Source organism: Pseudomonas sp. Ps21-P2 (genome assembly GCF_039672565.1).
Taxonomy (GTDB): Bacteria; Pseudomonadota; Gammaproteobacteria; order Pseudomonadales; family Pseudomonadaceae; genus Aquipseudomonas.
This window is the reverse complement of the sequence record NZ_JBDFPL010000009.1, coordinates 200,657-227,314: the sequence shown is the minus strand read 5'-3', so window position 1 is coordinate 227,314 and position 26,658 is coordinate 200,657. Positions and strand designations below refer to the sequence as shown.

Here is a 26,658-nt window from a genome sequence, read left to right as displayed (position 1 = left end):
GGGCTGCTTTTTTTGGGGCGGCTTTTGTTTTAAGCGGCTTTATTTTTCGGTGGAAATTTCGGCGCGTGCAGCCCCAGTTCAGCCGCCGTGCGGGCCATGCCCATGATGTCTTCATGGGCTAGGTCGAACAGGCGCTTGAGGTCCGGCAGCACAAAATACACCGGCTGCAGAATGTCGATGCGGTAGGGTGTGCGCATGGCCTCAATCGGGTCGAAGGGCTGATGTTCAGGGGTTGTTGACACGCTGTAAACGGCTTCCTTGGGCGAGGAGAGGATGCCGCCGCCGTAGATCTTGCGCCCCTGGGGCGTGTCGACCAGGCCGAACTCGATGGTCATCCAGTAGAGGCGGGCAAGATACACGCGCTGCTCTTTGCTGGCTGCCAGACCGAGCTTGCCGTAGGTGTGGGTAAATTCTGCAAACCAGGGGTTGGTCAGTAAGGGGCAGTGTCCGAAAACCTCGTGAAAGATGTCGGGCTCTTGCAGGTAGTCGAGCTCTTCTTCGCTGCGAATGAATGTGGCGACCGGAAATCGCTTGCTCGCCAGCAACTCGAAGAAGGTTTGAAAGGGGATCAGCGCCGGCACGCGCTCGACTTGCCACCCCGTGGTCGCGCCCAGCACGCGGTTGATTTCGCCAAGCTGCGGAATACGGTCCTGGGGCAGGGCGAGCTGCTCGATGCCATCCAGATACTCCTGACACGCACGACCTTCGATCACCTTGAGCTGGCGGGTGATGAGGGTGTTCCAGATTCTGTGCTCGGCTTCCGAGTAATCAATGAATCCGGTGGCGTCCGGCTCGCGGGCGACGTACTGCGTACTCATGGGGCTCTCCTGATGGTTTGTTCTTATATGGAGCAATGCGATTGGGGGTAAAACTGATGGGGCTATTGATAGCTGATTTGGCGACTCTCAACTGCAAGGCTCCAGCCCGAGTTGCTGAGTCCTGTCCGATAATTCGTAAAGAAATCGTGACGGTTGATCGGGTTCGCCTGAATACATTCACCCTACCGTCTCGTCTGGCCATTGCGCTGTAACGTATTCTTGACGATAAACTCGGGCCAACCCGAAATCGATGCCACCCCGCGAGCCCTCCATGCGTATCAAAGTCCATTGCCAGAACCGCGTCGGTATCCTGCGCGACATCCTCGAGCTACTGGTGGCCTACGGCGTCAACGTCTCCGGCGGAGAAGTCGGCGGTGAGCATGGCGACGCCATCTATCTGCGCTGCCCAAACCTGATCAATCTGCAGTTCCAGGCGCTGGTGCCGAAATTCGAGACCGTCGCCGGGGTATTTGGCGTCAAGCGTGTGGGATTAATGCCCAGCGAGCGTCGGCACATGGAGCTCAATGCATTGCTCGGCGCACTTGAATTCCCCGTGCTCTCCATCGACATGGGCGGCTCCATCGTCGCGGCCAACCGCGCCGCCGCGCAGTTGCTGGGCGTGCGGGTCGATGAAGTGCCGGGCATTCCGCTGTCCCGTTACGCTGAGGATTTCGACCTGCCGCAACTGGTGCGCGCTAACCGCTCACGCATCAACGGTCTGCGCGTGAAGGTCAAAGGCGACATCTTCCTGGCTGACATCGCGCCCCTGCAATCCGAGCACGAAGACAGCGAAGCCATGGCCGGCGCGGTGCTGACGCTGCACCGCGCCGACCGGGTCGGCGAGCACATCTATAACGTGCGCAAGCAGGAGTTGCGGGGGTTCGACAGCATCTTCCAAAGCTCGAAAGTGATGGCGGCTGTGGTCCGGGAGGCCCGGCGCATGGCGCCGCTGGATGCGCCGTTGCTGATCGAAGGCGAAACCGGAACGGGTAAAGAGCTGCTGGCGCGGGCCTGTCATCTGGCCAGCCCTCGCGGCCAGTCCCCGATGATGGCGCTCAACTGCGCGGGGTTCTCCGAATCCATGGCCGAGACCGAGCTGTTCGGCTACGGCCCCGGCGCGTTCGAAGGTGCCCGCGCCGAAGGCAAGTTGGGGCTGCTGGAGCTGACCTCGGGCGGCACGTTGTTTCTCGACGGCGTTGCGGAAATGAGTGCGCGGTTGCAGGCGAAACTGCTGCGTTATTTGCAGGAAGGCTGCTTTCGACGGGTAGGCAGCGACGAAGAGGTTTACCTGGACGTGCGCATCATCTGCGCGACGCAGGTGGATCTTTCCGAACTTTGCGCCCGGGGTGAATTCCGCCAGGACCTCTACCACCGGCTCAACGTGCTATCGCTGCACATTCCGCCCCTGCGCGACTGCCTGGATGGGCTCGCTCCGCTGGTTGAGCACTTTCTCGATCAGGCCAGCCGACAGATCGGCTGCACTTTGCCCCGGCTGGCGCCAGCGGCAATGGAGCGCCTCAGCCAATACGATTGGCCCGGCAATGTAAGGCAACTGGAAAATGTATTGTTCCAGGCTGTTTCGCTGTGCGACGGCAAATGGGTGAAAGCCGAACATATTCGCCTGCCGGATTACGGCGTGCGCCCACCCTTGGGCGACTTCTCTCTGGAAGGCGGGCTGGAAGATATTGTCGGGCGATTCGAGAAGGCAGTACTTGAGCAACTCTATGCGGCACACCCGAGCAGCCGCTTATTAGGCAAGCGATTGGGTGTTTCCCATACAACTGTCGCCAACAAGTTGAAGCACTATGGAATAGGCCAGAGTTGATAGTGGGTGATGACTGCAGAAGTGCGCTTGCCCGCGAATCGGTAATACTGCTGGCGGATATATAAACTCATGCACCGCAATACACGGGCAAGCACGCTCCTGCAAGTAAGCGGCGCGCTCAACTGATCAACAGAGCGTGCTGATCAACCGTTGCTGCACCCGTTACCCATGACCTGATACTCAAGCACGTGGCGTTTGCCCTGCGAGTCTTCGTAAGTCATGTGCTGCGGGACGACCTGGCAGACGTTAGGCACTTCGTCCACCGAAATGACTTTCGCGATATCCAGTTTAGTGGAATAGGTGTACTCCTCGACACGCTGTTGCTGAGCGGCCACTTTTGCGCCGGATTCTTCTGCCATTGCCATGGCGCTGAAACCACAAAGAGCCATTACAACCAGTGCAGCTTTCATTACTCATTTCCTCTAAGTTGCTTCATTCACACTGCGTCGCAAGAACTGCGGTCGACAGGGTGCACAAGACCTTTTTGGGGCTCTGCGTGAAGCGAATCATGACCGGGTAGGTTTAGTTGATTGACAGTCCAGTGTGGGGGGCTGTTGTTTATCAATCATTTGCCGTGTTGGCGGAACGGATTCTATGCCCCTGTTCTGAATTCATATAGAAACCATTTTGATAAAGTCTATTGAGCGAAACGGCAACAATCGCCGTTGTCGGGTTGCGGCCAGGCGTTCGATGGGTTCTTCAGTCGTAGCCGGGACATGAAGATTTGCCTGGAATCGGGCACTGGACCTGCTTTCGGCGCTATGCTCGGAGTCGGTAAGACCATCGTCGAATGGCCTTTACAGCCATCGGCGGATACAACAGGGTCATAAAACAACAACATTTCCACCGAGGTAAGAAAGATGAGTGCGGCTTCCCTGTACCCCGTCCGCCCTGAAGTGGCAGCCAACACGCTGACTGACGAGGCGACCTACAAGGCGATGTACCAGCAGTCGGTGGTCAATCCCGATGGCTTCTGGCGCGAACAAGCCCAGCGCCTTGACTGGATCAAGCCATTCACCACCGTCAAACAGACCTCCTTCGACGACCACCGCGTCGACATCAAGTGGTTCGCCGACGGCACCCTGAACGTTTCCTACAACTGCCTCGACCGCCATCTGGCCGAGCGCGGCGATTCGATCGCGATCATCTGGGAAGGCGACGATCCTTCCGAGAGCCGCAACATTACCTATCGCGAACTGCACGAAGAAGTCTGCAAGTTCGCCAACGCGCTGCGCGGGCAGGATGTCCATCGCGGCGACGTCGTCACCATCTATATGCCGATGATCCCGGAAGCCGTGGTTGCCATGCTGGCCTGCGCGCGCATCGGTGCGATTCATTCCGTGGTGTTCGGTGGTTTCTCGCCGGAAGCACTGGCCGGTCGCATCATCGACTGCAAATCGAAAGTGGTGATCACCGCTGACGAAGGGCTGCGTGGCGGCAAGAAGACCGCGATGAAAGCCAACGTCGACCGTGCGCTGACCAACCCGGAAACGGCGAGTGTGCAGAAGGTCATCGTGTGCAAACGCACCGGTGGCGACATCGAGTGGAACCGTCATCGCGACATCTGGTACCACTCGCTGCTGGACGTGGCATCGAGCACCTGCGCACCGAAAGAAATGGGCGCCGAAGAATCGCTGTTCATCCTTTACACCTCGGGCTCCACTGGCAAACCAAAGGGCGTGTTGCACACCACCGCAGGTTATCTGCTGTACGCCGCGCTGACCCACGAACGCGTATTCGATTACCGTCCGGGCGAAGTGTACTGGTGCACCGCGGACGTCGGCTGGGTCACCGGCCACAGCTACATCGTCTACGGCCCGCTGGCCAATGGCGCGACCACGCTGTTGTTCGAAGGGGTGCCGAATTACCCGGACATCACCCGCGTGTCGAAAATCGTCGACAAGCACAAGGTCAACATCCTTTACACCGCACCGACCGCCATCCGCGCCATGATGGCCGAGGGCACCAAGGCCGTAGAGGGCGCGGACGGTTCGAGCCTGCGTTTGTTGGGTTCGGTGGGCGAGCCGATCAATCCGGAAGCCTGGAACTGGTACTACAACACGGTCGGCAAGAAGAATTGCCCGATTGTCGACACCTGGTGGCAGACCGAAACCGGCGGCATTCTGATCAGCCCGCTGCCTGGCGCCATTGCCTTGAAGCCGGGTTCGGCGACGCGTCCGTTCTTCGGCGTGATTCCGGCCCTTGTGGATAACCTGGGCAACCTCATCGAAGGCGCAGCGGAGGGCAATCTGGTGATTCTCGACTCGTGGCCGGGTCAGTCGCGCAGCCTGTATGGCGATCATGACCGTTTCGTCGACACTTACTTCAAGACCTTCCGCGGCATGTACTTCACCGGTGACGGTGCCCGTCGTGACGAAGATGGTTACTACTGGATCACCGGCCGCGTCGACGACGTGCTCAACGTGTCCGGCCACCGCATGGGCACCGCCGAGATCGAGAGCGCGATGGTGGCTCACCCGAAAGTCGCCGAGGCGGCCGTCGTGGGTGTGCCTCACGATTTGAAGGGGCAGGGCATCTACGTCTACGTCACCCTTAATGGCGGTGAGGTTCCGGACGAAGCGTTGCGTATCGAATTGCGCAACTGGGTGCGCAAGGAGATCGGTCCTATTGCTTCGCCGGATGTGATTCAGTGGGCGCCGGGTCTGCCGAAGACCCGTTCCGGCAAGATCATGCGACGCATCCTGCGCAAGATCGCCACCGGGGAGTACGACGCGCTGGGCGATATCTCGACGCTGGCCGATCCGAGTGTGGTTGCGCATCTGGTGGAGACCCACAAGACCATGACTGCGGCCTGAAAGCCTTTAACGTCAAGAGCGTCTGCCTGGGGGCAGACGTTTCGCCTTCGGCGAGTTACTTTTAAAAAGCACTAAAAGTAACCAAAAGTGCTTGCTCTCGGTTGGGCCCGACTTCGTCGGGTTCCTTCACTCCGGTCCCGCTCCGTGGGCCCGCGCCGAACGGACATCCATGTCCTGACGGCGCTCTCGCGGCATCCATGCCGCTCGGCCCACTCCTCGAGACCTCCGTTCAGCCTGCACCCAAGTCGCGTTTTGCGGTGTCTGGGCTATCGCGTAGAAGATCAACAGCAAAAGCTTCCCGGCTGAAGCCGGTCCTACAGTCGGAGCCGGTCCTACTGACTGAACGCGCTGCTGTCAGTGGGACCGGCTTTAGCCGGGAAGAGGCCAGTCCAGGCGCCAACAATTTTGCCGATCACACCCCCTCCCTGTGAGCGAGCTTGCTCGCGAATGCTGTATTCCAAGCACCAGATATTCGATGGATGTACCAAACCCTTCGTGAGCAAGCTCACTCCCACAAGTCCATGGCGACTGATCCGCCCTCGATCCGCCCTCGATCTGCCCTCGATCTGCCTTTGATCTGCCTTTGATCTGCTCTTGATCTTCATACGCAAGAGGTTCTAACACCGCCAATCGCGACTTTGGTGCAGGCTGAACGCAGGTCTTGCGGAGTGGGTCGAGCCGCATGGATGCGGCGAGAGCGCCGTCAGGACATGGATGTCCGTTCGGCGCGGGCCCACGGAGCAAGGCCGGAGTGAAGGAACCCTGACGAAGGAAGGGCCTAACCGAGAGCAAGCACCTTTGGTTACTTGGGGTGCTTTTCCAAGTAACTCGCCGAAGGCGAAACAGTCCGCCCCCAGGCGGACGCTCTAGATCTTCACGTTTCTCAGACTCAGGATTCGGGAAATATCGATTTGTTACCCCACACCCGCCCCGGTAACCTCCCGCCCCGCTGTGGGGCGTTTCCACCCGAAAACAAAGCATTTCATCGCCCCGAATCAACCCGCTCCCACGCTGGACTTGCCGGATCATAAGGCTTTGCCAATAATGGGCGCGTTATTTGCTTCGTTGATAGGTTTGCCAACTCTGGCACTTGCATAAAGCTTTTTGGATGTCAATTGGCCTGATCACGATTTCATGTGCTTCTGTAACTAGTTGTCGCATTGAAGAAATATCGACTTCCAGCCTGCCGCTAAAATGCCGACCACTCGCCGAAGGCTTGTCGGGTCCAGAGACCCGCCGGCACCTCGCGTCGCAATTTCTGATTCCTCCTGTTCATTGAGCGTCTCGCTCACTGCCATTTGTCGCGTTATACCGATGGAGTTCCAAGAAATGAAAAAGCTCATGCTGCTGGGTGCGCTGGCACTGACCGTATTGGCACAGCCCGTATTCGCCGATGAAAAGCCCATGAAGATCGGCATCGAAGCGGCATACCCTCCGTTTGCCTCCAAGGCGCCGGACGGCAGCATCGTCGGTTTCGACTACGACATCGGCAACGCCCTGTGCGAAGAGATGAAGGTCAAGTGCGTATGGGTCGAGCAGGAATTCGACGGCCTGATCCCGGCGCTGAAAGTGCGCAAGATCGACGCCATCCTGTCTTCGATGTCCATCACCGAAGACCGCAAGAAGTCCGTCGACTTCACCAACAAGTACTACAACACCCCGGCCCGTCTGGTCATGAAGCAGGGCTCCGTCGTCAGCGACGCGCTGACCGAACTCAAGGGCAAGAACATCGGCGTGCAGCGTGGCTCGATCCACGAGCGTTTCGCCCGCGAAGTCCTGGCCCCGCTGGGTGCTGAAATCAAACCGTACAGCTCGCAGAACGAAGTCTATCTGGACATCGCCGCCGGTCGTCTCGATGGCACCGTGGCGGATGCCACCCTGCTGCAGGACGGCTTCCTGAATACCGAATCCGGCAAAGGCTACGCATTCGTCGGCCCGGCCTTCACCGACGTCAACTACTTCGGCGACGGCGTCGGCATTGCCGTGCGCAAGGGCGACAAGGCTGATCTGGACAAGCTCAACGCAGCCATCGCGGCCATTCGTGCCAACGGCAAATACAAAGCCATTCAAGACAAGTACTTCGACTTCGACATCTACGGCAAGTAACGTGGTTTGAAGCCGTCAATGGCGCAAGCAGCCGGTCACCGCACCGACTGATTGCGCCATTTTTCTATCCCGCGCTTGAGGGCCAAACAACATGTTGAAAGGTTACGGAGCCGTCATCCTCGACGGTGCATGGCTGACCTTGCAGCTCGCTCTGTGCTCCATGGCGCTGGCGATCGTGCTCGGCCTGATCGGCGTGGCATTGCGGCTGTCGCCGGTGCGCTGGCTGGCATGGCTGGGCGATCTGTATTCCACCGTGATCCGCGGCATTCCCGATCTGGTGCTGATTCTGCTGATTTTCTACGGCGGTCAGGACCTGCTCAACCGCATCGCGCCGCTGCTCGGTCACGACGACTACATCGACCTTAACCCGCTGGTGGCCGGCATCGGCACGCTGGGTTTCATCTTTGGCGCGTACCTGTCGGAAACCTTCCGCGGCGCGTTCATGGCCATTCCCAAAGGGCAGGCCGAAGCAGGCATGGCCTATGGCATGAGCAGTGGCCGGGTGTTCTTCCGCATTCTGGTGCCGCAGATGATTCGTCTGGCGATCCCCGGATTCACCAATAACTGGCTGGTACTGACCAAGGCCACCGCGCTGATTTCCGTGGTCGGTCTGCAGGACATGATGTTCAAGGCCAAGCAGGCGGCCGATGCTACTCGCGAACCCTTCACTTTCTTCCTCGCAGTCGCGGCCATGTACCTGGTGATCACCAGTGTCTCGCTGTTGGTACTGCGCTACATCGAAAAACGTTACTCGGCCGGCGTGAGGGTGGCAGACCTATGATTTTCGATTACAACGTCGTCTGGGAAAGCCTTCCGCTGTACTTCGGCGGCCTGCTGATCACCCTCAAACTGCTCGCGCTGTCGCTGTTTTTCGGCCTGCTCGCTGCCCTGCCGCTGGGCCTGATGCGCGTGTCGAAAATCGCCTGGGTCAATCTGCTGGCGTGGAGCTACACCTACGTCATCCGCGGCACGCCGATGCTGGTGCAGTTGTTCCTCATCTACTACGGGCTGGCGCAATTTGAAGCGGTGCGTGAAAGCATCCTGTGGCCGTGGCTGTCGAGTGCGACCTTCTGCGCGTGCCTGGCTTTCGCTATCAACACCAGCGCCTACACCGCTGAAATCATCGCCGGCAGCCTGAAATCCACGCCGCCGGGCGAGATCGAAGCAGCGCGGGCAATCGGCATGTCCAAAGCCAAGATGTACCGCCGGATTTTGCTGCCATCGGCCCTGCGCCGTGCGCTGCCGCAGTACAGCAACGAAGTGATCATGATGCTGCAGACCACCAGTCTGGCCTCGATTGTCACGCTGATGGATATCACCGGTGCGGCGCGCGCGGTCAACGCGCAGTTCTACCTGCCGTTCGAGGCCTACATCACGGCGGGCGTTTTCTACCTCTGCCTGACGTTCATTCTGGTGAAACTGTTCAAGCTGGCCGAGCGCCGCTGGCTCAGTTACCTCGCCCCGAGGAAGCACTGATATGCAGCGCATCGATCACGATCTACCGTGGGGCAATCTCGGCACCCAGCGCACCCTGAGTGTGTTCCGTTTCGGTCAGGGCGAGCGCAAGGCCTACATTCAGGCCAGCCTGCACGCCGACGAGCTGCCGGGCATGCGCACCGCCTGGGAATTGAAGAAACGCCTGACCCAGCTGGAAGAACAGGGCCTGCTCAAGGGCGTCATCGAGCTGGTGCCGGTCGCCAATCCGATCGGTCTGGGCCAGTTGCTGCAGGGCAACCACCAGGGCCGTTTCGAGTACGGCAGCGGCAAGAATTTCAATCGCGATTTCACCGAGCTGAGCGAGCCGGTCGCCCAGGCGCTGGCGGGCAAGCTCGGTGACGACCCCCACGCCAACGTCAAACTGATCCGTCAGGCCATGGCCCATATGCTCGAGCAATTGCCGCCGGCCGGCAGCGAACTGGCCGGGATGCAGCGCGTCTTGCTCAGTCATGCCTGCAACGCCGACGTGGTGCTGGACCTGCATTGCGACACCGACGCTTCGCTGCACATGTACGCCTTGCCGCAGCACTGGCCGCAGTGGCGTTCGCTGTCGGCGCATCTGGGGGTGACCGTCGCGCTGCTGGCCGAAGATTCCGGCGGCAGCTCGTTCGACGAAGCCTGTTCGCTGCCGTGGTTGCGCTTGTCCAAGCAGTTTCCGGACGCGCAGATACCGCTGGCCTGCCTGGCGACTACCCTCGAACTGGGCGGTCAGGCCAACACCGGCAAGGCCGAAGCCGAGGCCTACGCCGAAGGCATTCTGGCGTTTCTGGCCGAGCAGGGCCTGATCAGTGGCGAGTGGCCGCAACCTGGCCATGAAGCCTGCGAAGGCATGCCGTTCGAAGGCACCGAAATGATTTATGCGCCTCATCCCGGCGTGCTGACCTTCTTGCGTCCAGCGGGGGCCTGGGTCGAGCCCGGCGAGCCGCTGTTCGACGTCATCGACCCGTTGACCGATCGCGCCACCACCGTCTGTGCCGGTACCGCCGGGGTGCTGTTCGCCATCGAAAAACTGCGTTACGCCCAGCCGGGTTTCTGGATGGCCAAAGTGGCCGGCCGCACACCATTGCGCAGCGGCCGCCTGCTCAGTGACTGATTACTTGTGAGAACCGACATCATGAACAAACTGGAAGTCCAGGACCTGCACAAGTGCTATGGCAGTCACGAAGTGCTCAAAGGCGTTTCGCTGACTGCCAAGGCCGGCGATGTCATCAGCATCATCGGCTCCAGCGGATCGGGCAAGAGTACGTTTCTGCGCTGCATCAACTTGCTGGAGCAGCCGAAATCCGGCCGCATCCTGCTCAACAACGAAGAGCTCAAGCTGGTCTCCAACAAGGACGGCGGCCTGAAGGCGGCTGACCCGAAACAGCTGCAGCGCATGCGTTCGCGGCTGTCGATGGTGTTTCAGCACTTCAACCTGTGGTCGCACATGACGGCGATGGAAAACATCATCGAGGCGCCGGTGCATGTATTGGGCGTGCCGAAGAAAGAAGCGCTGGAAAAGGCTGAGCATTATCTGAACAAGGTCGGCGTCTATCACCGCAAGGACGCCTACCCAGGGCACATGTCCGGCGGCGAGCAGCAGCGCGTAGCGATTGCCCGGGCGCTGGCAGTGGAGCCGGAAGTTATGCTGTTCGACGAACCGACGTCCGCCCTGGACCCCGAGCTGGTCGGTGATGTGCTGAAAGTCATGCAGGCGCTGGCCCAGGAAGGCCGGACCATGGTGGTGGTCACTCACGAAATGGGCTTCGCCCGTGAAGTGTCGAATCAGCTGATCTTCCTGCACAAGGGCCTGGTCGAAGAAAGCGGCAACCCCCGTGAAGTGCTGGTCAATCCGAAATCCGAGCGTTTGCAGCAGTTCCTGTCAGGCAGTTTGAAGTAACCCGCCCCCCACGTGAGAGCGGTGCGTTTTGCTTCAGAACGGTTCATGCTGCGCGTCATTCAGGCCGCAGCCATTGACTGAAGGTTACAGAATCCCATCGCATGCCAGGCGTGCGACCCCTTTTAGCGACACGTTTCGGATTGCACGCCATGACTGCCCATCGAATCGGATTTCTCATCTGGCCCGGCACCAAAGCCTTGACCCTGGCGCTGGCGGAGGAAGCCCTGCGTGTTGCTCAGCGCGTTCACCCCGAAGTGGTGTACGAACTGTCGTTTCTGCAGGCCGAACCGCCGATTGATGGCAGCGGTTGGCAATTGCCGGGCGAGCCGTGGGTCGGTCGTCTGGAAGGGTTTCAGAAGCTGTTTCTGCTGGCCGACGAGCCACCGGCGCCGATGTCTTCGGCCCTCGGCGGCGCGCTCAAGCAACTGGTCCGCGCCGGTTGCGTGATCGGTGGGTTGTCGGCGGGTGTGTATCCGCTGGCGCAATTGGGTTTGCTCGACGGGTACCGTGCGGCGGTGCACTGGCGCTGGCAGGACGATTTCGCCGAGCGCTTCCCCAAGGTCATCGCCACCAGCCATTTGTTCGACTGGGATCGCGATCGCCTGACGGCCTGCGGCGGGATGTCGGTGCTGGATCTGTTGCTGGCGGTGCTGGCCCGTGACCACGGCGCCGAACTGGCCGGCGCGGTGTCGGAAGAACTGGTGGTGGAGCGCATCCGCGAAGGCGGCGAGCGTCAACGGATTCCACTGCAGAACCGTTTGGGTTCCAGTCACCCGAAGCTGACCCAGGCGGTGCTGTTAATGGAAGCCAACATCGAAGAGCCGCTGACCACCGACGAAATCGCCCAGCACGTGTGCGTGTCGCGGCGTCAGCTGGAGCGCATCTTCAAGCAGTACCTCAATCGGGTGCCGAGCCAGTATTACCTCGAACTGCGCCTGAACAAGGCGCGGCAGATGCTGATGCAGACGAGCAAATCGATCATTCAGATCGGCCTGTCCTGCGGTTTCTCTTCGGGGCCGCATTTCTCCAGCGCCTACCGTAACTTCTTCGGCGCCACCCCTCGCGAAGACCGCAATCAGCGTCGCAGCAGCAGCCCGTTCGAATTGTCATCGGTGCCCGCCGAGCGCGGTTGAAAATCCAGGCGGGTCGCCCTGAAGTCAACAGTGCCCCAACCGCACGCCAGTGTTTAAACTGCGCCTTTGTGACGCAATTTGTCGCATTGCCGAAAACCCCGTAAAAAGCCGGTTTGGCGCTATAAGAAGTTGTCGCTTGGCGGCAAGGCCCGGCCCGAATCAGTCCTTACAATCCTTCCATCGCTCGCCAGTTCCAGGCAGGCGTTCCTCTTCAGGAGACTCCGATGTCCGTTGAGCAAGTACCGGTGCAACGTGCCGATTTCGACCAGGTGATGGTCCCCAACTATGCCCCGGCAGCCTTCATCCCCGTGCGCGGTCAGGGTTCTCGCGTCTGGGATCAGTCGGGTCGCGAACTGGTTGATTTCTCCGGCGGCATCGCGGTCAACGTGCTGGGCCATGCGCACCCTGCGCTGGTCGGCGCGCTGTCCGAGCAGGCCAACAAGTTGTGGCATGTCTCCAACGTCTTCACCAACGAACCGGCGCTGCGTTTTGCCAAGAAGCTGGTTGACGCCACCTTCGCCGACCGCGTGTTCTTCTGTAACTCCGGCGCCGAAGCCAACGAAGCCGCGTTCAAACTGGCCCGTCGCGTGGCCCACGATCTGTACGGCCCGGACAAGTACGAAATCGTCGCGGCCCTGAACAGCTTCCACGGCCGCACCCTGTTCACCGTGAGCGTCGGCGGTCAGCCGAAATACTCCGACGGCTTCGGCCCGAAAATCACCGGCATCACCCACGTCCCCTTCAATGACCTGGACGCGCTGAAAGCCGCCGTCTCGGACAAGACCTGCGCGGTGGTGCTCGAGCCGATCCAGGGTGAGGGCGGCGTATTGCCGGCCGAACTTGAATACCTGCAAGGCGCGCGCAAATTGTGCGACGAGCACAACGCGCTGCTGGTCTTCGACGAAGTCCAGAGCGGCATGGGCCGCAGCGGTCACCTGTTTGCGTACATGCATTACGGCGTGACGCCGGACATTCTCTCCAGCGCGAAAAGCATCGGCGGCGGCTTCCCGATGGCGGCCATGCTGACCACTGAAAAACTTGCCAAGCACCTGGCTGTTGGCGTTCACGGCACCACCTACGGCGGCAACCCGCTGGCGTGCGCGGTGGGCGAGGCAGTCATTGACGTGGTCAACACCCCGCAAGTGCTGGCGGGGGTGAAGGCCAAGCACGAACTGTTCAAGGCCCGTCTGGAGAAGATCGGTCAGCAATACGGCGTGTTCAGCCAGGTGCGTGGCATGGGCCTGCTGATCGGCTGCGTGTTGACCGACGCCTGGAAAGGCAAGGCCAAAGACTTCTTCAACGCCGCCGAGCAGGAAGGCGTGATGGTGCTTCAGGCCGGTCCCGACGTGGTGCGTTTTGCGCCGAGCCTGGTGGTCGAAGACGCCGACATCGAAGAAGGCCTGAACCGCTTCGAACGTGCGGTTGCCAAGCTGGCCGGGGTGTAAGTCTTTCGGTCGACCGGGACACGCCCTTCGGCTGATTGGCGTACACATTCCCTGTAGGAGTGAGCTTGCTCGCGATCGCGGTGTGTCAGCGAAACGGTTGCATCTGACCTACCGCTATCGCGAGCAAGCTCACTCCTACAAGGTCGAACGCGCTTCATCTTTTTGTTTTTTCCTGCCGGACTACCGGCCCGATTTTTTTCTCAAGGAGTGACACCATGCTGGTGATGCGCCCCGCGCAAATGGCGGATCTGAGCGAGGTTCAACGACTCGCGGCAGACAGCCCGATTGGTGTCACGTCCCTGCCGGATGACGCTGGACGTCTGAGTGACAAGATTGCCGCGTCCGAAGCCTCGTTCGCGGCGGAAGTCAGTTTCAACGGCGAAGAGACCTACTTCTTTGTCCTCGAAGACACCGAATCCGGTCGTCTGGTGGGCTGCTCCGGGATCGTCGCCTCGGCGGGTTATTCCGAGCCGTTCTACAGTTTTCGCAACGAAACCTTCGTCCACGCCTCCCGTGAACTGAAGATCCACAACAAGATCCACGTGCTCTCGCAGTGCCACGACCTCACCGGCAACAGCCTGCTGACCAGCTTCTACGTGCTGCCTGAGCTGGTCGGCACGCTGTGGTCGGAACTCAATTCCCGTGGCCGTCTGCTGTTCGTCGCCAGCCACCCGGAGCGCTTCGCCGATTCGGTGGTGACCGAGATCGTCGGTTACAGCGACGACCACGGCGACTCACCCTTCTGGGACGCCATCGGCCGCAACTTCTTCGACATCAACTACGCCGAAGCCGAGCGCCTGTGCGGGCTGAAAAGCCGGACCTTCCTCGCCGAGCTGATGCCCCATTACCCGATCTACGTGCCGCTGCTGCCCGATGAAGCGCAGGAAGCCATGGGCCAGGTTCATCCGCGTGCCCAGATCACCTTCGACATCCTGATGCGTGAAGGCTTCGAGACCGATCATTACATCGACATCTTCGACGGCGGGCCGACCCTGCACGCGCGGGTGTCCGGCATTCGCTCCATCGCCCAGAGCCGCGTCGTGCCGGTCAAGGTCGACACGGTCAGTACCGGTGATGCGGTCAAGGGCGGGCGGCCTTATCTGGTTTCCAACGGCCAGCTGCAGGATTACCGCGCGGTGATGCTGGAACTGGACTGGGTGCCGGGCAAGCCAGTGGCCCTGAGCCTGGCCGCGGCCGAAGCGCTGGGTGTCGGCGAAGGCGCCAGCGTGCGCATTGTCGCGGTCTGAAAGCCGGGCTCGATGGATGAGATGAGTTGACGGTGATGGGCGCTGCAGTCGCAGGCCAACGCCGTAAAGCAGGTTAGCGAGTTCGCCGGCGGTTGCAGAACCACCGGCATGAGGAGAAAGCATGATCGTTCGTCCCGTACGCAGCAGTGACCTTCCGGCGCTGATCGAGCTGGCGCGCAGCACCGGCGCAGGCCTGACCACCTTGCCGGCCAATGAAGAGCGTCTGGCGCACCGGGTCGGCTGGGCCGAGAAAACCTTCCGTGGCGAGGCCGGGCGGGGCGACGCTGACTACCTGTTCGTGCTCGAAGATGACGACGAGAAAGTCGTGGGCATTTCCGCTGTCGCGGGCGCTGTGGGGCTGCGCGAGCCCTGGTACAACTACCGGGTCGGCCTGACGGTCAGCGCTTCTCAAGAGCTGAACATCTACCGGGAGATCCCGACGCTGTTCCTGGCCAACGACCTCACCGGCAACTCCGAGCTTTGCTCGCTGTTCCTCCACGCCGACTACCGCAATGGCCTCAATGGCCGGTTGCTGTCCAAAGCGCGGATGCTGTTCATCGCCGAATTCCCGGAGCTGTTCGGCACCAAGACCATCGCTGAAATGCGCGGCATCTCCGACGAACACGGCCATTCGCCGTTCTGGGAAAGCCTGGGCCGACACTTCTTCAAAATGGAATTCAGCCAGGCCGACTACCTCACCGGGGTCGGCAACCGCGCCTTCATCGCCGAGCTGATGCCGAAGTTTCCGCTGTACAGCTGCTTCCTCTCAGAGGCAGCGCGTGAGGTCATTGGCCGCGTACACGTCAGCACCGAACCGGCGCTGGCCATGCTCAAGGCCGAAGGTTTCAGCTATCAAGGTTACGTCGACATTTTCGACGCCGGCCCGGCCATCGAGTGCGAAACCAGCAAGATTCGCGCAGTCCGCGACAGCCAGGCGCTGGTGCTGGCCGTCGGCACACCGGGCGACGATGCGACGCCATTCCTTATCCACAACCGCAAGCGCGAAGACTGCCGCGTCACCGCCGCGCCTGCGCGCCTTGCCGCTGGCACATTGGTGGTCGATCCACAGACGGCCAAGCGCTTGCGCCTCAGCGCCGGTGATCAAGTCCGCGCCGTGCAACTGTCGCCCGCTAGGGAGAGTATTTGATGAACACTTTGTACATTGCCGGTGCCTGGCAGGACGGGCAGGGCGACGCATTCGATTCCCTTAACCCGGTGACTCAGCAGGTCATCTGGTCGGGCCAAAGCGCGACAGCTGAACAGGTCGACGCGGCGGTCAAATCCGCCCGTCAGGCGTTTCCGGCCTGGGCGACGCGCAGTCTGGACGAGCGCATTGCCGTGCTCGAAGCCTTCGCCGCTGCGCTGAAAAATCGCGCCGATGAAATCGCCCGTTGCATCGGTGAGGAAACCGGCAAGCCGCTGTGGGAATCGGCGACAGAAGTGACCAGCATGGCCAACAAGGTGGCGATTTCGATTCAGAGCTACCGCGAGCGGACCGGCGAGAAGAGCGGCCCACTGGGCGACGCCACCGCCGTGCTGCGACACAAGCCCCACGGTGTGGTGGCGGTGTTCGGTCCTTACAACTTCCCGGGCCACTTGCCTAACGGGCATATCGTGCCAGCGTTGCTGGCGGGCAACACTGTCGTGTTCAAGCCGAGCGAGCTGACCCCCAAAGTTGCCGAACTGACCGTGCAATGCTGGATCGAGGCCGGTCTGCCGGCGGGCGTGCTCAATCTGCTGCAAGGCGCGCGTGACAGCGGCATCTCGCTGGCCGGGCATTCAGGCATCGACGGGTTGTTCTTCACCGGTTCCAGCCGCACCGGCAATTCCCTGCATCAACAGTTCGCCGGTCGCCCGGACAAGATTCTTGCCCTGGAAATGGGTGGCAATAACCCGCTGGTGGTCGATCAGGTCGCGGACGTCGACGCCGCGGTCTACACCGTGATTCAGTCAGCCTTTATTTCTGCCGGCCAGCGCTGCACCTGTGCCCGCCGGCTGCTGGTGCCCCAAGGTGCCTGGGGCGATGCATTCCTGGCACGGCTGGTGGAAGTGACCTCGACCATTCAGGTCGGCGCCTTCGATCAACAGCCGGCGCCGTTCATGGGCTCGGTGATTTCCCTGGCCGCTGCGCAGGCACTGATCGATGCCCAGGAAGTGATGCTGGCCAACGGCGCAGTTGCCCTGCTCGAAATGACCCAGCCTGTCGCGCAATCAGCGCTGCTGACGCCGGGCATCATCGACGTCAGTGACGTGGCAGATCGTGAGGATGAGGAACTGTTCGGGCCGCTGTTGCAGGTGATTCGCTACGCTGATTTTGACGCAGCCATCGAAGAGGCCAATGCCACACAGTACGGGTTGGCGGCGGGGCTGTTGTCAGATTCCCAGGCGCGCTATCAGCAGTTCTGGCTGCAGAGCCGTGCAGGCATCGTCAACTGGAACAAGCAACTGACCGGCGCGGCGAGTACGGCACCGTTCGGCGGTGTCGGCGCCTCGGGCAACCATCGCGCCAGCGCCTACTACGCGGCGGATTATTGCGCGTACCCGGTGGCGTCGCTGGAGACCGAAACCCTGGCGCTGCCTGCCAGCCTGACGCCCGGCATCACCCTGAACTGACCGCGCTCCTTGATAGCGCAGCGCACGTCGAAGAATGTGCACATAAAAACAGATCCACGGAGCCTCACCGATGAAATCCTGTGAAGTCAACTTTGACGGTCTAGTGGGCCCGACCCACAACTACGGTGGGCTGTCCTACGGCAACGTCGCGTCCCAGAACAACTGCCAGCAATCCTCCAATCCGCGCGAGGCCGCTTTGCAGGGGCTGGCCAAGATGAAAGCGCTGATGGAGATGGGTTTTACCCAGGGCGTGCTGGCCCCGCAGGAGCGTCCCGACGTGGCCGGTCTGCGCAAGCTGGGCTTCAGCGGCAGCGACGCACAGGTCATTGAGCGCGCGGCCAAAGAGTCGATGCCGCTGCTGGCTGCCAGTTGCTCGGCGTCGAGCATGTGGGTGGCCAACGCCGCCACGGTCAGCCCCAGCGCCGACACCGCCGACGGCCGCGTGCATTTCACCGCCGCCAACCTCAACTGCAAATACCACCGCAGCATCGAGCACCCGACCACCAGCCGCGTGCTCGGCGCAATGTTCGCCGATCAACAGCATTTCGCCCACCACGCGGCGCTGCCTGCCGTTGCCCAGTTCGGCGACGAAGGCGCTGCCAACCACACGCGCTTCTGTCGCAGCTATGGGGAGCCCGGCGTCGAGTTTTTCGTCTTCGGCCGCGCCGCGTTCGACAGCCGTTTCCCCGCGCCGCAGAAATACCCGGCCCGCCAGACCCTCGAAGCGTCCCAGGCCGTTGCGCGTCTGCACGGCCTGAGCGCCGAGGGCGTCGTTTTCGCTCAGCAGAACCCGGCCGTGATCGATCAGGGCGTGTTTCATAACGACGTGATCTCGGTGGGCAATGGCGAGGTCCTGTTCTATCACGAGGACGCATTCCTCAATACCGAGCCCATGCTCGCCGAACTGCACAACAAACTCGGTCAACGTGGCGGTCGCTTCCAGGCCATTTGCGTGCCGCGCAGTGAAGTGGCCGTGGAAGACGCGGTGCGTTCGTACCTGTTCAACAGCCAGTTGCTGTCCCGCGCCGACGGTTCGATGCTGCTGGTCGTGCCGGAAGAGTGCCGCAGCAACGAGCGCGTTTGGCATTACCTGCAGCGCCTGCTGGCGGACGACAGCCCGATCAGTGAGGTCAAGGTATTCGATCTCAAGCAGAGCATGCAGAACGGCGGCGGCCCGGCATGCCTGCGTCTTCGCGTGGCCCTGAATGAAACCGAACTGGCGGCGGTCAATCCGGGCGTTATCATGACCGCGCCGCTGTACGACACGCTGACGCAGTGGGTCGACAAGCACTATCGCGACCGCATGAGCGACAGTGATCTGGCCGATCCCCAACTGCTGATTGAATGCCGTACGGCGCTGGACGAGCTGACGCAGCACCTGAAACTGGGCGCGGTCTATCCTTTCCAGATCAATTGATGCACCCCATCCGTTACGCCTGCGCCCAAGTGGCGTCAGGCGGCGATGTTTTTGCTTTTACAGAGAGAGTTTTGCCATGACCGACGCGCTGCGTTTGATCCTCGAAGACACCGACGGCACTCAGCTGGAAACGTCCTGCACCCGTCTTGCCGTTATCTGGCAGGGCAAAGAAGTCTGGATTCAACAGGACGGCCGTGGTCAGTTGCTGATCGGCGTTGACGTCGAAGAAGGCGATGCCGAATACGCCAACCTGCTGCTGCGTCCACTGGCGACCAATCTGGTCAGCCTGCAGCTGGAAATGGAACCGGCTGACATGAGCGGCGACGACGAAGAAGGCCACGTGCACGGCCCAGACTGCACCCACGACTAAGCCTGCGCAGGAAGCTTCCCATGCTCGCCCTCGGCAAACTGCTTGAACTGACCCTCGCGGGTCGCGAACCCGCGGAAAAGACTCAGCTGACCGTCGACGGCGTTCGCATGCGCTGGCTCGCCGAGGGAGCGCTGGAAGTCCGGCCTCCCGAAGCGCGTGACAATGGCACCGACCTGCTGCTGTCCGCCGGCATCCACGGCAATGAAACCGCGCCCATCGAGCTGCTCGACGCGCTGATTCACGCCATCGCCCGGGGCGAACTCAAGCCTCGCGCACGTATTCTGTTCCTGTTCGGCAATCCCGAAGCGATGCGCAGCGGCGGGCGTTACGTCGAGCAGGACGTCAACCGGCTGTTCAATGGCCGTCATGAGCACAGCGGCGGCAGCGAAGCCTTGCGCGCCTGCGAACTCGAGCGTCTGGCCGCCAGCTTCTTCAATATTCCGGGCCGTTACCGCCTGCATTACGACCTGCACACGGCGATTCGCGGTTCGAAGATCGAGCAGTTCGCGCTGTACCCATGGAAGGAGGGTCGCGCTCATTCCCGCCGCGAACTCGCCCGGCTGCGCACTGCCGGCATGGAAGCGGTGCTGCTGCAGAACAAGTCGTCGATCGTGTTCAGCGCCTACACCTACGACAAGCTCGACGCCGAAGCCTTCACCCTGGAATTGGGCAAGGCACGCCCGTTCGGGCAGAACCAGCAGGTCAATCTCGACAAGCTGAAGTCCTGCCTCGAACGCCTGATCACCGGCACCGAAGCCGATGAGCCAGGGGATCTGAACGGGTTGCAGCTGTTCAGCGTAGCCCGTGAGATCATCAAGCACAGCGACGCCTTCCGCCTGAACTTGCCAGCGGACATCGAGAACTTCACGGAGCTGGAAAAAGGCTACGTGCTGGCCGAAGACCTGGCCGACTCACGCTGGGTCATAGAAGAAGAGGGCGCCCGGATCATCTTCCCCAACCCGAACGTCAAGAACGGGCTGCGGGCGGGGATTCTGATCGTGCCAGCGACGGAAGAGACGTTGGCCTGAAGCGACCTGTTCAAATCGCAGTCGCTCAATGATTGCAGGAGCGCACTTGGTTGTGACGGCTCTGGTTGAGTCAGGCGGGGCATCGGTGATTTTCCCGCTAATGCGGACTTGTGGGAGCCGAGCTTGCTCGCGAAGGGGCCGGTACATCCGCTAAATTTGTAGCGGCTGAAATGCCGTCTTCGTGAGCAAGCTCACTCCCACATGACCGTGTTCACTACGCCACATTGCGGTGTTTTCAACGGCCCTATATATCTTGCCGTTGAAGTGCCGGTTTCAGTGGGCGCCTCGTGATCAACCCGCCGCTTTCTGCCCCTCACTCACCCGACGCACTGCACGCAGCTTTGTCAGCGTGTCCGCGCAGGTCTTGGCCGCTTCCTGACCCTTGTGTACGAAGTGATCGAAGAAGAACTTCTGGTGCTCTTCACCGGCGTGGAAGTGGTGCGGGGTCAGCACGACCGAGAACACCGGCACTTCGGTTTCCAGCTGAACCTGCATCAGTGCGCTGATCACCGATTGCGCGACGAACTCGTGACGGTAGATGCCGCCGTCGACCACCAGACCGGCCGCCACGACACCGCCGTAGCGACCTGACTTGGCCAGCAACTTGGCGTGAAGCGGGATTTCGAACGCGCCGCCGACTTCAAAGAAATCGATGTCGGTCTCGGCGTAACCGTGTTGCGCCATCTCGGCGACAAAGCCCTTGCGCGCCTGATCGACGATTTCCTTGTGCCAGCAGGCTTGAATGAAGGCGATGCGCTCGTGAGCGTGAATGGCGGTAGGTTGCATGTGTTCTTACTCCTGTTTAATGAAAAAAACAGGGCGTTTTGGATCGAATGGGATGCCAGGGTACGTGCGAAACCGTCCGCGACGCCAAGCGCCTGGATTGGTCTCGAAACGATCCTGTTGTGCCAGTCCCGTTCTCTCTTCATCCGGACTATACCGTCGGCCCCGGGATCACACCGGGTCTGCTGACCTTGCATTGAGGGTAAGCTCGCTGCAAGCGCTCGCGGGCTAAACGCATTGCGCGCCATTACCGCCGGTGGGGAATCGCACCCCGCCCTGAGAACGTTGCCAACGGCGTTTTCCGTCGGCGTGCAGTTTGTAACATAGATTTCCGGGATTCGCTTGGAGCCTTTTTGATGGTTTTCATCAGCTTTTCTTATAAGGCGTCTTGGCATTCCAGTCCCAAGCCTTGATTATCGATGCCCCGGGCCTCAGAACTGAGGCTCGACCCTAATGAACGGGAGCTTCATCGTGGCGGTTATCGATCTGCGCAGTGACACCGTGACTCAACCCTCGGCCGGCATGCGCGACGCCATGGCCAGCGCGCCCCTTGGCGATGACGTGTATGGCGAAGACCCGACGGTCAACCGGCTGGAATCGTGGCTGGCGGAGCGTCTCGGTTTTGCCGCCGCGCTGTTCGTGCCGACCGGCACCATGAGCAACCTGCTCGGCCTGATGGCTCACTGTGAGCGCGGCGACGAATACATCGTCGGCCAGCAGGCGCACACCTACAAATACGAAGGCGGCGGCGCGGCGGTGCTCGGCTCGATCCAGCCTCAACCCCTCGACAACCAGGCGGACGGATCGCTGGACCTGAATCAGGTCGCCGCCGCCATCAAGGCCGACGACTTTCATTTCGCCCGCACCCGCTTGCTGGCCCTGGAAAACACCATGCAGGGCAAGGTCTTGCCGATGGAATACCTCGCGGCGGCCCGGGCATTCACCCGGGAAAAAGGGCTGAATCTGCACCTCGACGGCGCTCGCCTGTACAACGCCTCCGTCAAACTGGGCGTGGACGCGCGTGAGATTGCCCGGCATTTCGATTCGGTTTCCGTGTGCTTGTCCAAAGGGCTCGGCGCGCCGGTCGGCTCAGTGCTGTGCGGCTCAAGTGAGTTCATCGCCAAGGCCCGGCGTCTGCGCAAGATGGTCGGCGGCGGCATGCGTCAGGCTGGCATCCTGGCAGCAGCGGGGTTGTACGCGCTGGAGCATCAGGTCGAGCGTCTGGCCGACGACCACGCCAATGCCACCGCCTTGGGCAAAGCGCTTGCGGACCTCGGTTTTGACGTAGAGCCGGTGCAGACCAACATGGTTTACGTACGGATCGGCGATCGCGCCCAGGCGCTCAACGCCCTGTGTGCCGAGCGCGGTATCGTGCTGAGTGCTGCGCCGCGGTTGCGCATGGTCACCCATCTGGATGTGACGGCTGCGCATCTGGACAAGGTGGTTGCGGCATTTGCCGAATTTGGCGTTCGCTGATCGGGTGATCAGCCCGATTGCCGGTTTCTATCGAATAACACGCTGTACCGAGCGTACAACGCCTATATAATGCGGCCCTTTGCCGTCGCTGCGTCGAACGACGCTATGCATGTGCCAGGCCGCAGTTTCCGTGGAAGAACCTATGAAAAGCGCAGAAATCCGTGAAGCCTTCCTTCGCTTCTTCGAAGAGCAAGGCCACACCCGAGTCGCCTCCAGCTCCCTGATCCCGGGCAACGACCCAACCCTGCTGTTCACCAACGCAGGCATGAACCAGTTCAAGGATTGCTTCCTCGGCCAGGAAAAACGGGCCTACACCCGCGCCGTGAGCAGCCAGAAGTGCGTGCGTGCCGGTGGCAAGCACAACGACCTGGAAAACGTCGGTTACACCGCGCGTCACCACACCTTCTTCGAGATGCTGGGCAACTTCAGCTTCGGCGACTACTTCAAGCGCGACGCAATCACCTACGCGTGGACCTTCCTCACCGGCGTGCTGAACCTGCCCAAGGAAAAACTCTGGGTCACGGTTTACGCCTCGGACGACGAAGCCTACGACATCTGGACCAAGGAAATCGGCGTGCCGGCCGAGCGCATGGTGCGCATCGGTGACAACAAGGGCGCGCCGTACGCCTCCGACAACTTCTGGACGATGGGCGACACCGGCCCGTGCGGCCCGTGCACCGAGATCTTCTACGACCACGGCGCCGACATCTGGGGTGGCCCGCCGGGTTCGCCGGAAGAAGACGGCGACCGCTACATCGAGATCTGGAACAACGTGTTCATGCAGTTCAACCGCACGGCCGACGGCGTTCTGCATCCGCTGCCAGCGCCATCGGTCGACACCGGCATGGGCCTCGAGCGCGTCAGCGCCGTGCTGCAACACGTCAATTCCAACTACGAAATCGACCTGTTCCAGAGCCTGCTGGCCGCTGCTGCAAAAGCCATCGGTTGCAGCAACGACAATCAGGCCTCTCTGAAAGTCGTCGCCGACCACATCCGTTCGTGCGGCTTCCTGATCGCCGACGGCGTGCTGCCGTCCAATGAAGGCCGTGGCTACGTGCTGCGCCGCATCATTCGTCGCGCTTGCCGTCACGGTAACAAGCTGGGCGCCAAGGGCAGCTTCTTCTACCAGATCGTCGCCGCACTCGTCGCCGAAATGGGCGAAGCCTTCCCTGAGCTGAAAAACCAGCAGGCGCACATCGAGCGCGTGCTCAAGGCCGAAGAAGAGCAGTTCGCCAAGACCCTGGAGCAGGGCTTGAAGATCCTCGAGCAGGATCTCGCCGACCTCAAGGGCACCATCGTCCCCGGCGACGTGGTGTTCAAGCTCTATGACACCTACGGTTTCCCGATGGATCTGACCGGCGACATCGCCCGCGAACGCAACCTGACCCTCGACGAGGCCGGTTTCGAACGTGAGATGGATGCCCAGCGTGAACGTGCGCGTTCCGCCAGTTCCTTCGGCATGGACTACAACAGCCTAGTCAAGGTTGACGTGGCCACGCAGTTCACCGGTTACAAAGCCACCGCAGGCGAGGCCAAGGTCGTCGCCCTGTACAAAGACGGCCTCGCGGTCGAGCAATTGAGTGAAGGCGAGGACGGCGTGGTCATCCTCGACCAGACCCCGTTCTACGCAGAGTCCGGCGGCCAGATTGGCGACAGCGGTTACCTGACCGCGGGCGATGCGCGCTTCGACGTGAGCGACACTACCAAGACCGGCGGCGCGTTCCTGCACCACGGCGTTCAAGTGTCGGGAAGCCTGAAAGTCGGCACCACCGTCAGCACCGAAGTGGCTGCCGAAGTGCGCCAGGCCACGTCGTTGAACCACTCCGCCACGCACTTGCTGCACGCGGCGTTGCGCCAGGTGTTGGGCGATCACGTTCAGCAGAAAGGCTCGCTGGTCGACAGTCAGCGCCTGCGTTTCGACTTCAGCCACTTCGAAGCCATCAAGCCCGAGCAGATCAAGGCGCTTGAAGACATTGTCAACGCCGAAGTCCGCAAGAATACGGCCGTCGAGACTGAAGAAACCGACATCGAGACCGCCAAGAAGAAAGGCGCCATGGCGTTGTTCGGCGAGAAGTATGGCGACAACGTCCGCGTGCTGAGCATGGGCGGCGGTTTCTCGGTCGAGCTGTGCGGTGGCATTCACGCCAACCGTACTGGCGACATCGCGCTGTTCAAGATCATCAGCGAAAGCGGTGTGGCCGCAGGCGTGCGCCGTATCGAAGCGGTCACCGGCGCCGTGGCGCTGGAGTACTTGAACGCGGCTGAAGAACAACTGAAGGAAGCCGCGAACCTGGTCAAAGGCAATCGCGACAACGTTCTGGACAAGCTGTCGGCGGTGCTGGAACGCAATCGTCTGCTGGAAAAACAACTGGAACAACTGCAGGCCAAGGCGGCCAGTGCTGCGGGCGACGATCTGTCGGGCTCGGCAGTGGACGTCAAAGGCGTCAAGGTTCTTGCTGCCCGTCTCGACGGTCAGGATGGCAAGGCGCTGCTGGCCCTGGTTGACCAATTGAAGAACAAGCTCGGCCGCGCAGTGATCCTGCTCGGCGGGGTGCATGAAGACAAGGTCGTGCTGGTGGCAGGCGTCACCAAAGACCTGACTGGCCAACTCAAAGCCGGTGATTTGATGAAGCAAGCGGCTGCCGCTGTAGGCGGTAAAGGCGGCGGTCGTCCTGACATGGCGCAAGGCGGCGGTGTTGATGCTGCCGGACTCGAAGCAGCGCTGGCACTGGCTGTTCCGTTCGCCGAACAAGGTATTTAAGTCGACCCACCCCGGGGCCCGTCGTTCGGGTCCCGGCGCTTCGCGGTTTGAATGATAACGGGCGCCCTTCATGGGCTGAGGCGGCTTTGAGATGGCTTTAATCGTACAAAAGTTTGGCGGCACCTCGGTGGGCTCGGTAGAGCGCATCGAACAGGTGGCCGACAAGGTTAAGAAATTCCGTGATGCAGGCGATGATCTGGTGGTCGTGCTTTCGGCCATGAGCGGCGAAACCAATCGCCTGATCGAACTGGCCCGGCAAATCAGCGACCAACCGGTGCCACGCGAGCTGGACGTCATCGTTTCCACCGGCGAGCAGGTCACTATTGCACTGCTGGCCATGGCGCTGATCAAGCGCGGCGTTCCGGCTGTGTCGTATACCGGCAATCAGGTTCGCATCCTCACCGACAGCGCCCATAACAAGGCGCGGATTCTGCAGATCGATGATCAGAAGATTCGCGCTGACCTGAAGGCCGGTCGTGTGGTGGTGGTCGCCGGTTTCCAGGGTGTCGATGAAGACGGCAACATCACTACCCTGGGTCGTGGCGGTTCCGACACCACCGGCGTGGCGCTGGCTGCGGCATTGAAAGCCGATGAATGCCAGATCTACACCGACGTCGATGGTGTCTATACGACTGACCCGCGTGTTGTGTCGCAGGCCCAGCGGCTGGACAAGATCACCTTCGAAGAAATGCTGGAGATGGCGAGCCTCGGTTCAAAGGTCCTGCAGATCCGCGCGGTCGAATTCGCCGGCAAGTACAACGTCCCGCTGCGCGTACTGCACAGCTTCAAGGAGGGTCCAGGCACCCTCATTACCATTGATGAAGAGGAATCCATGGAACAGCCGATCATTTCGGGCATCGCCTTCAACCGCGACGAAGCCAAGCTGACCATCCGTGGCGTGCCAGACACCCCGGGCGTTGCGTTCAAGATTCTCGGCCCGATCAGCGGCGCGAACATCGAAGTCGACATGATCGTGCAGAACGTTTCGCACGATAACACCACCGATTTCACCTTCACCGTTCACCGCAATGATTACCAGGCCGCGCTGCAGGTTCTGCAGAACACCGCCAACGAAATCGGCGCTCGCGAAGTCATTGGCGACACCAAGATCGCCAAGGTTTCCATCGTCGGTGTCGGCATGCGTTCCCATGCCGGGGTTGCCAGCCGCATGTTCGAAGCGCTGGCCAAGGAGAGCATCAACATTCAGATGATCTCGACGTCCGAAATCAAGGTCTCGGTGGTGATCGAGGAGAAGTACCTGGAGTTGGCCGTGCGCGCGCTGCACACTGCCTTCGAACTCGACGCACCGCGTCAGGGCGAGTAAGCCTTGAGCAGAGGGCGCGGTTTCTGCTGCGCCTTCTGCGAGTGGATGTGCGCAAGTCGCTATTCTTTTTCCGGCGCTGGTCGATACTGAGGCATGGACCTGCGGCCTCTGGCTCGGGAT

21 protein-coding genes and 1 riboswitch are annotated in these 26,658 nt (G+C 61.1%); of the genes, 18 read left to right on the top strand and 3 right to left on the bottom strand.

Annotated features, from left to right (window positions below):
* Positions 1–29 precede the first annotated feature (29 nt).
* The gene (gene phhA / locus ABEH28_RS22485) at positions 30–818 is read right to left on the bottom strand and encodes a phenylalanine 4-monooxygenase (RefSeq protein WP_346631112.1); all 789 of its coding nucleotides are present in this window, start codon (positions 816–818) and stop codon (positions 30–32) included.
* A gap of 271 nt (positions 819–1,089) precedes the next feature.
* On the opposite strand from phhA, the gene ABEH28_RS22480 reads away from it, so the two are divergent.
* A complete protein-coding gene (locus ABEH28_RS22480; RefSeq protein WP_346631111.1) occupies positions 1,090–2,643 on the top strand; it encodes a sigma-54-dependent transcriptional regulator in 1,554 nt (517 codons plus the stop codon).
* Positions 2,644–2,786: 143 nt separating this feature from the next.
* On the opposite strand, the gene ABEH28_RS22475 is transcribed toward ABEH28_RS22480, so the two are convergent.
* Entirely contained in the window at positions 2,787–3,053 is a 267-nt protein-coding gene (locus tag ABEH28_RS22475; RefSeq protein ID WP_133773333.1) for a DUF2790 domain-containing protein, read from the bottom strand.
* A 450-nt stretch (positions 3,054–3,503) separates the two neighbouring features.
* On the opposite strand from ABEH28_RS22475, the gene acs reads away from it, so the two are divergent.
* The 14 genes from acs to astE all read left to right on the top strand — a co-directional run bounded on the left by acs (position 3,504) and on the right by astE (position 20,194).
* The gene (gene acs / locus ABEH28_RS22470; protein WP_122624629.1) at positions 3,504–5,459 is read left to right on the top strand and encodes an acetate--CoA ligase; all 1,956 of its coding nucleotides are present in this window, start codon (positions 3,504–3,506) and stop codon (positions 5,457–5,459) included.
* A gap of 1,329 nt (positions 5,460–6,788) precedes the next feature.
* Positions 6,789–7,565, top strand: a complete 777-nt coding sequence (locus tag ABEH28_RS22465; RefSeq protein ID WP_192170996.1) for an ABC transporter substrate-binding protein — start codon at positions 6,789–6,791, stop codon at positions 7,563–7,565.
* 91 nt (positions 7,566–7,656) lie between these two features.
* Positions 7,657–8,346 carry an ABC transporter permease gene (locus tag ABEH28_RS22460; protein ID WP_065986205.1) on the top strand — a complete coding sequence of 230 codons (690 nt, stop codon included), beginning with the start codon at positions 7,657–7,659 and terminating at the stop codon, positions 8,344–8,346.
* Positions 8,343–9,041, top strand: coding sequence for an ABC transporter permease (locus ABEH28_RS22455; protein ID WP_133773343.1), 699 nt, complete (start codon positions 8,343–8,345; stop codon positions 9,039–9,041). The genes ABEH28_RS22460 and ABEH28_RS22455 overlap by 4 nt, the downstream gene beginning before the upstream one ends.
* Before the next feature lies 1 nt (position 9,042).
* Positions 9,043–10,155: a succinylglutamate desuccinylase/aspartoacylase family protein gene (locus tag ABEH28_RS22450; protein WP_346631110.1), complete on the top strand. Its 1,113-nt coding sequence runs from the start codon at positions 9,043–9,045 to the stop codon at positions 10,153–10,155.
* A 21-nt stretch (positions 10,156–10,176) separates the two neighbouring features.
* Entirely contained in the window at positions 10,177–10,941 is a 765-nt protein-coding gene (locus ABEH28_RS22445) for an ATP-binding cassette domain-containing protein (RefSeq protein WP_192170999.1), read from the top strand.
* Between the two features lie 149 nt (positions 10,942–11,090).
* Positions 11,091–12,074: a transcriptional regulator ArgR gene (gene argR / locus ABEH28_RS22440; RefSeq protein ID WP_192171000.1), complete on the top strand. Its 984-nt coding sequence runs from the start codon at positions 11,091–11,093 to the stop codon at positions 12,072–12,074.
* 224 nt (positions 12,075–12,298) lie between these two features.
* Positions 12,299–13,519, top strand: coding sequence for an aspartate aminotransferase family protein (locus tag ABEH28_RS22435; protein WP_346625430.1), 1,221 nt, complete (start codon positions 12,299–12,301; stop codon positions 13,517–13,519).
* A 215-nt stretch (positions 13,520–13,734) separates the two neighbouring features.
* Positions 13,735–14,766, top strand: coding sequence for an arginine/ornithine succinyltransferase subunit alpha (gene aruF / locus ABEH28_RS22430; protein ID WP_192171002.1), 1,032 nt, complete (start codon positions 13,735–13,737; stop codon positions 14,764–14,766).
* A gap of 121 nt (positions 14,767–14,887) precedes the next feature.
* On the top strand, positions 14,888–15,913 hold the full coding sequence (gene astA / locus ABEH28_RS22425; protein WP_282372439.1) for an arginine N-succinyltransferase: 1,026 nt from the start codon (positions 14,888–14,890) through the stop codon (positions 15,911–15,913).
* A complete protein-coding gene (gene astD / locus ABEH28_RS22420; protein WP_346625429.1) occupies positions 15,910–17,379 on the top strand; it encodes a succinylglutamate-semialdehyde dehydrogenase in 1,470 nt (489 codons plus the stop codon). Before astA ends, astD begins: the two co-directional genes overlap by 4 nt.
* A 70-nt stretch (positions 17,380–17,449) precedes the next feature.
* Positions 17,450–18,796, top strand: coding sequence for an N-succinylarginine dihydrolase (astB, locus tag ABEH28_RS22415; RefSeq protein ID WP_346631109.1), 1,347 nt, complete (start codon positions 17,450–17,452; stop codon positions 18,794–18,796).
* 76 nt (positions 18,797–18,872) lie between these two features.
* Positions 18,873–19,166: a topoisomerase II gene (locus ABEH28_RS22410; protein WP_065986195.1), complete on the top strand. Its 294-nt coding sequence runs from the start codon at positions 18,873–18,875 to the stop codon at positions 19,164–19,166.
* Between the two features lie 20 nt (positions 19,167–19,186).
* Positions 19,187–20,194: a succinylglutamate desuccinylase gene (gene astE, locus ABEH28_RS22405; protein ID WP_346631108.1), complete on the top strand. Its 1,008-nt coding sequence runs from the start codon at positions 19,187–19,189 to the stop codon at positions 20,192–20,194.
* Positions 20,195–20,485: 291 nt separating this feature from the next.
* Here the strand turns inward: astE and ABEH28_RS22400 are convergent, their stop codons facing one another.
* Complete coding sequence (locus ABEH28_RS22400; protein WP_192171006.1) at positions 20,486–20,980, bottom strand: 6,7-dimethyl-8-ribityllumazine synthase; 495 nt, start codon at positions 20,978–20,980, stop codon at positions 20,486–20,488.
* 126 nt (positions 20,981–21,106) lie between these two features.
* A riboswitch (FMN riboswitch) is annotated at positions 21,107–21,265 on the bottom strand.
* Between the two features lie 183 nt (positions 21,266–21,448).
* Between ABEH28_RS22400 and ltaE the strand changes: the two genes are divergently transcribed.
* The 3 genes from ltaE to ABEH28_RS22385 all read left to right on the top strand — a co-directional run bounded on the left by ltaE (position 21,449) and on the right by ABEH28_RS22385 (position 26,538).
* Positions 21,449–22,453: a low-specificity L-threonine aldolase gene (gene ltaE, locus ABEH28_RS22395; RefSeq protein WP_192171007.1), complete on the top strand. Its 1,005-nt coding sequence runs from the start codon at positions 21,449–21,451 to the stop codon at positions 22,451–22,453.
* 142 nt (positions 22,454–22,595) lie between these two features.
* Positions 22,596–25,214: an alanine--tRNA ligase gene (gene alaS / locus ABEH28_RS22390; protein ID WP_346631107.1), complete on the top strand. Its 2,619-nt coding sequence runs from the start codon at positions 22,596–22,598 to the stop codon at positions 25,212–25,214.
* Positions 25,215–25,305: 91 nt separating this feature from the next.
* Positions 25,306–26,538 (top strand): aspartate kinase, encoded by a 1,233-nt coding sequence (locus tag ABEH28_RS22385; protein WP_065986190.1) that lies wholly within the window; start codon positions 25,306–25,308, stop codon positions 26,536–26,538.
* The last annotated feature ends 120 nt before the right edge of the window (positions 26,539–26,658 follow it).

What these genes read in the sequence shown, in the direction of transcription:
- astE (WP_346631108.1), top strand. Translation starts at nt 19,187, where the DNA reads ATGCTCGCCCTCGGCAAACTGCTTGAACTGACCCTCGCGGGTCGCGAA.
- alaS (WP_346631107.1), top strand. Translation starts at nt 22,596, where the DNA reads ATGAAAAGCGCAGAAATCCGTGAAGCCTTCCTTCGCTTCTTCGAAGAG.
- ABEH28_RS22385 (WP_065986190.1), top strand. Translation starts at nt 25,306, where the DNA reads ATGGCTTTAATCGTACAAAAGTTTGGCGGCACCTCGGTGGGCTCGGTA.
- ABEH28_RS22435 (WP_346625430.1), top strand. Translation starts at nt 12,299, where the DNA reads ATGTCCGTTGAGCAAGTACCGGTGCAACGTGCCGATTTCGACCAGGTG.
- ABEH28_RS22410 (WP_065986195.1), top strand. Translation starts at nt 18,873, where the DNA reads ATGACCGACGCGCTGCGTTTGATCCTCGAAGACACCGACGGCACTCAG.
- ABEH28_RS22450 (WP_346631110.1), top strand. Translation starts at nt 9,043, where the DNA reads ATGCAGCGCATCGATCACGATCTACCGTGGGGCAATCTCGGCACCCAG.
- ABEH28_RS22460 (WP_065986205.1), top strand. Translation starts at nt 7,657, where the DNA reads ATGTTGAAAGGTTACGGAGCCGTCATCCTCGACGGTGCATGGCTGACC.
- ABEH28_RS22480 (WP_346631111.1), top strand. Translation starts at nt 1,090, where the DNA reads ATGCGTATCAAAGTCCATTGCCAGAACCGCGTCGGTATCCTGCGCGAC.
- ABEH28_RS22445 (WP_192170999.1), top strand. Translation starts at nt 10,177, where the DNA reads ATGAACAAACTGGAAGTCCAGGACCTGCACAAGTGCTATGGCAGTCAC.
- ABEH28_RS22465 (WP_192170996.1), top strand. Translation starts at nt 6,789, where the DNA reads ATGAAAAAGCTCATGCTGCTGGGTGCGCTGGCACTGACCGTATTGGCA.
- astB (WP_346631109.1), top strand. Translation starts at nt 17,450, where the DNA reads ATGAAATCCTGTGAAGTCAACTTTGACGGTCTAGTGGGCCCGACCCAC.
- acs (WP_122624629.1), top strand. Translation starts at nt 3,504, where the DNA reads ATGAGTGCGGCTTCCCTGTACCCCGTCCGCCCTGAAGTGGCAGCCAAC.
- aruF (WP_192171002.1), top strand. Translation starts at nt 13,735, where the DNA reads ATGCTGGTGATGCGCCCCGCGCAAATGGCGGATCTGAGCGAGGTTCAA.
- argR (WP_192171000.1), top strand. Translation starts at nt 11,091, where the DNA reads ATGACTGCCCATCGAATCGGATTTCTCATCTGGCCCGGCACCAAAGCC.
- ABEH28_RS22455 (WP_133773343.1), top strand. Translation starts at nt 8,343, where the DNA reads ATGATTTTCGATTACAACGTCGTCTGGGAAAGCCTTCCGCTGTACTTC.
- ABEH28_RS22475 (WP_133773333.1), bottom strand. Translation starts at nt 3,053, where the DNA reads ATGAAAGCTGCACTGGTTGTAATGGCTCTTTGTGGTTTCAGCGCCATG.
- ABEH28_RS22400 (WP_192171006.1), bottom strand. Translation starts at nt 20,980, where the DNA reads ATGCAACCTACCGCCATTCACGCTCACGAGCGCATCGCCTTCATTCAA.
- phhA (WP_346631112.1), bottom strand. Translation starts at nt 818, where the DNA reads ATGAGTACGCAGTACGTCGCCCGCGAGCCGGACGCCACCGGATTCATT.
- astA (WP_282372439.1), top strand. Translation starts at nt 14,888, where the DNA reads ATGATCGTTCGTCCCGTACGCAGCAGTGACCTTCCGGCGCTGATCGAG.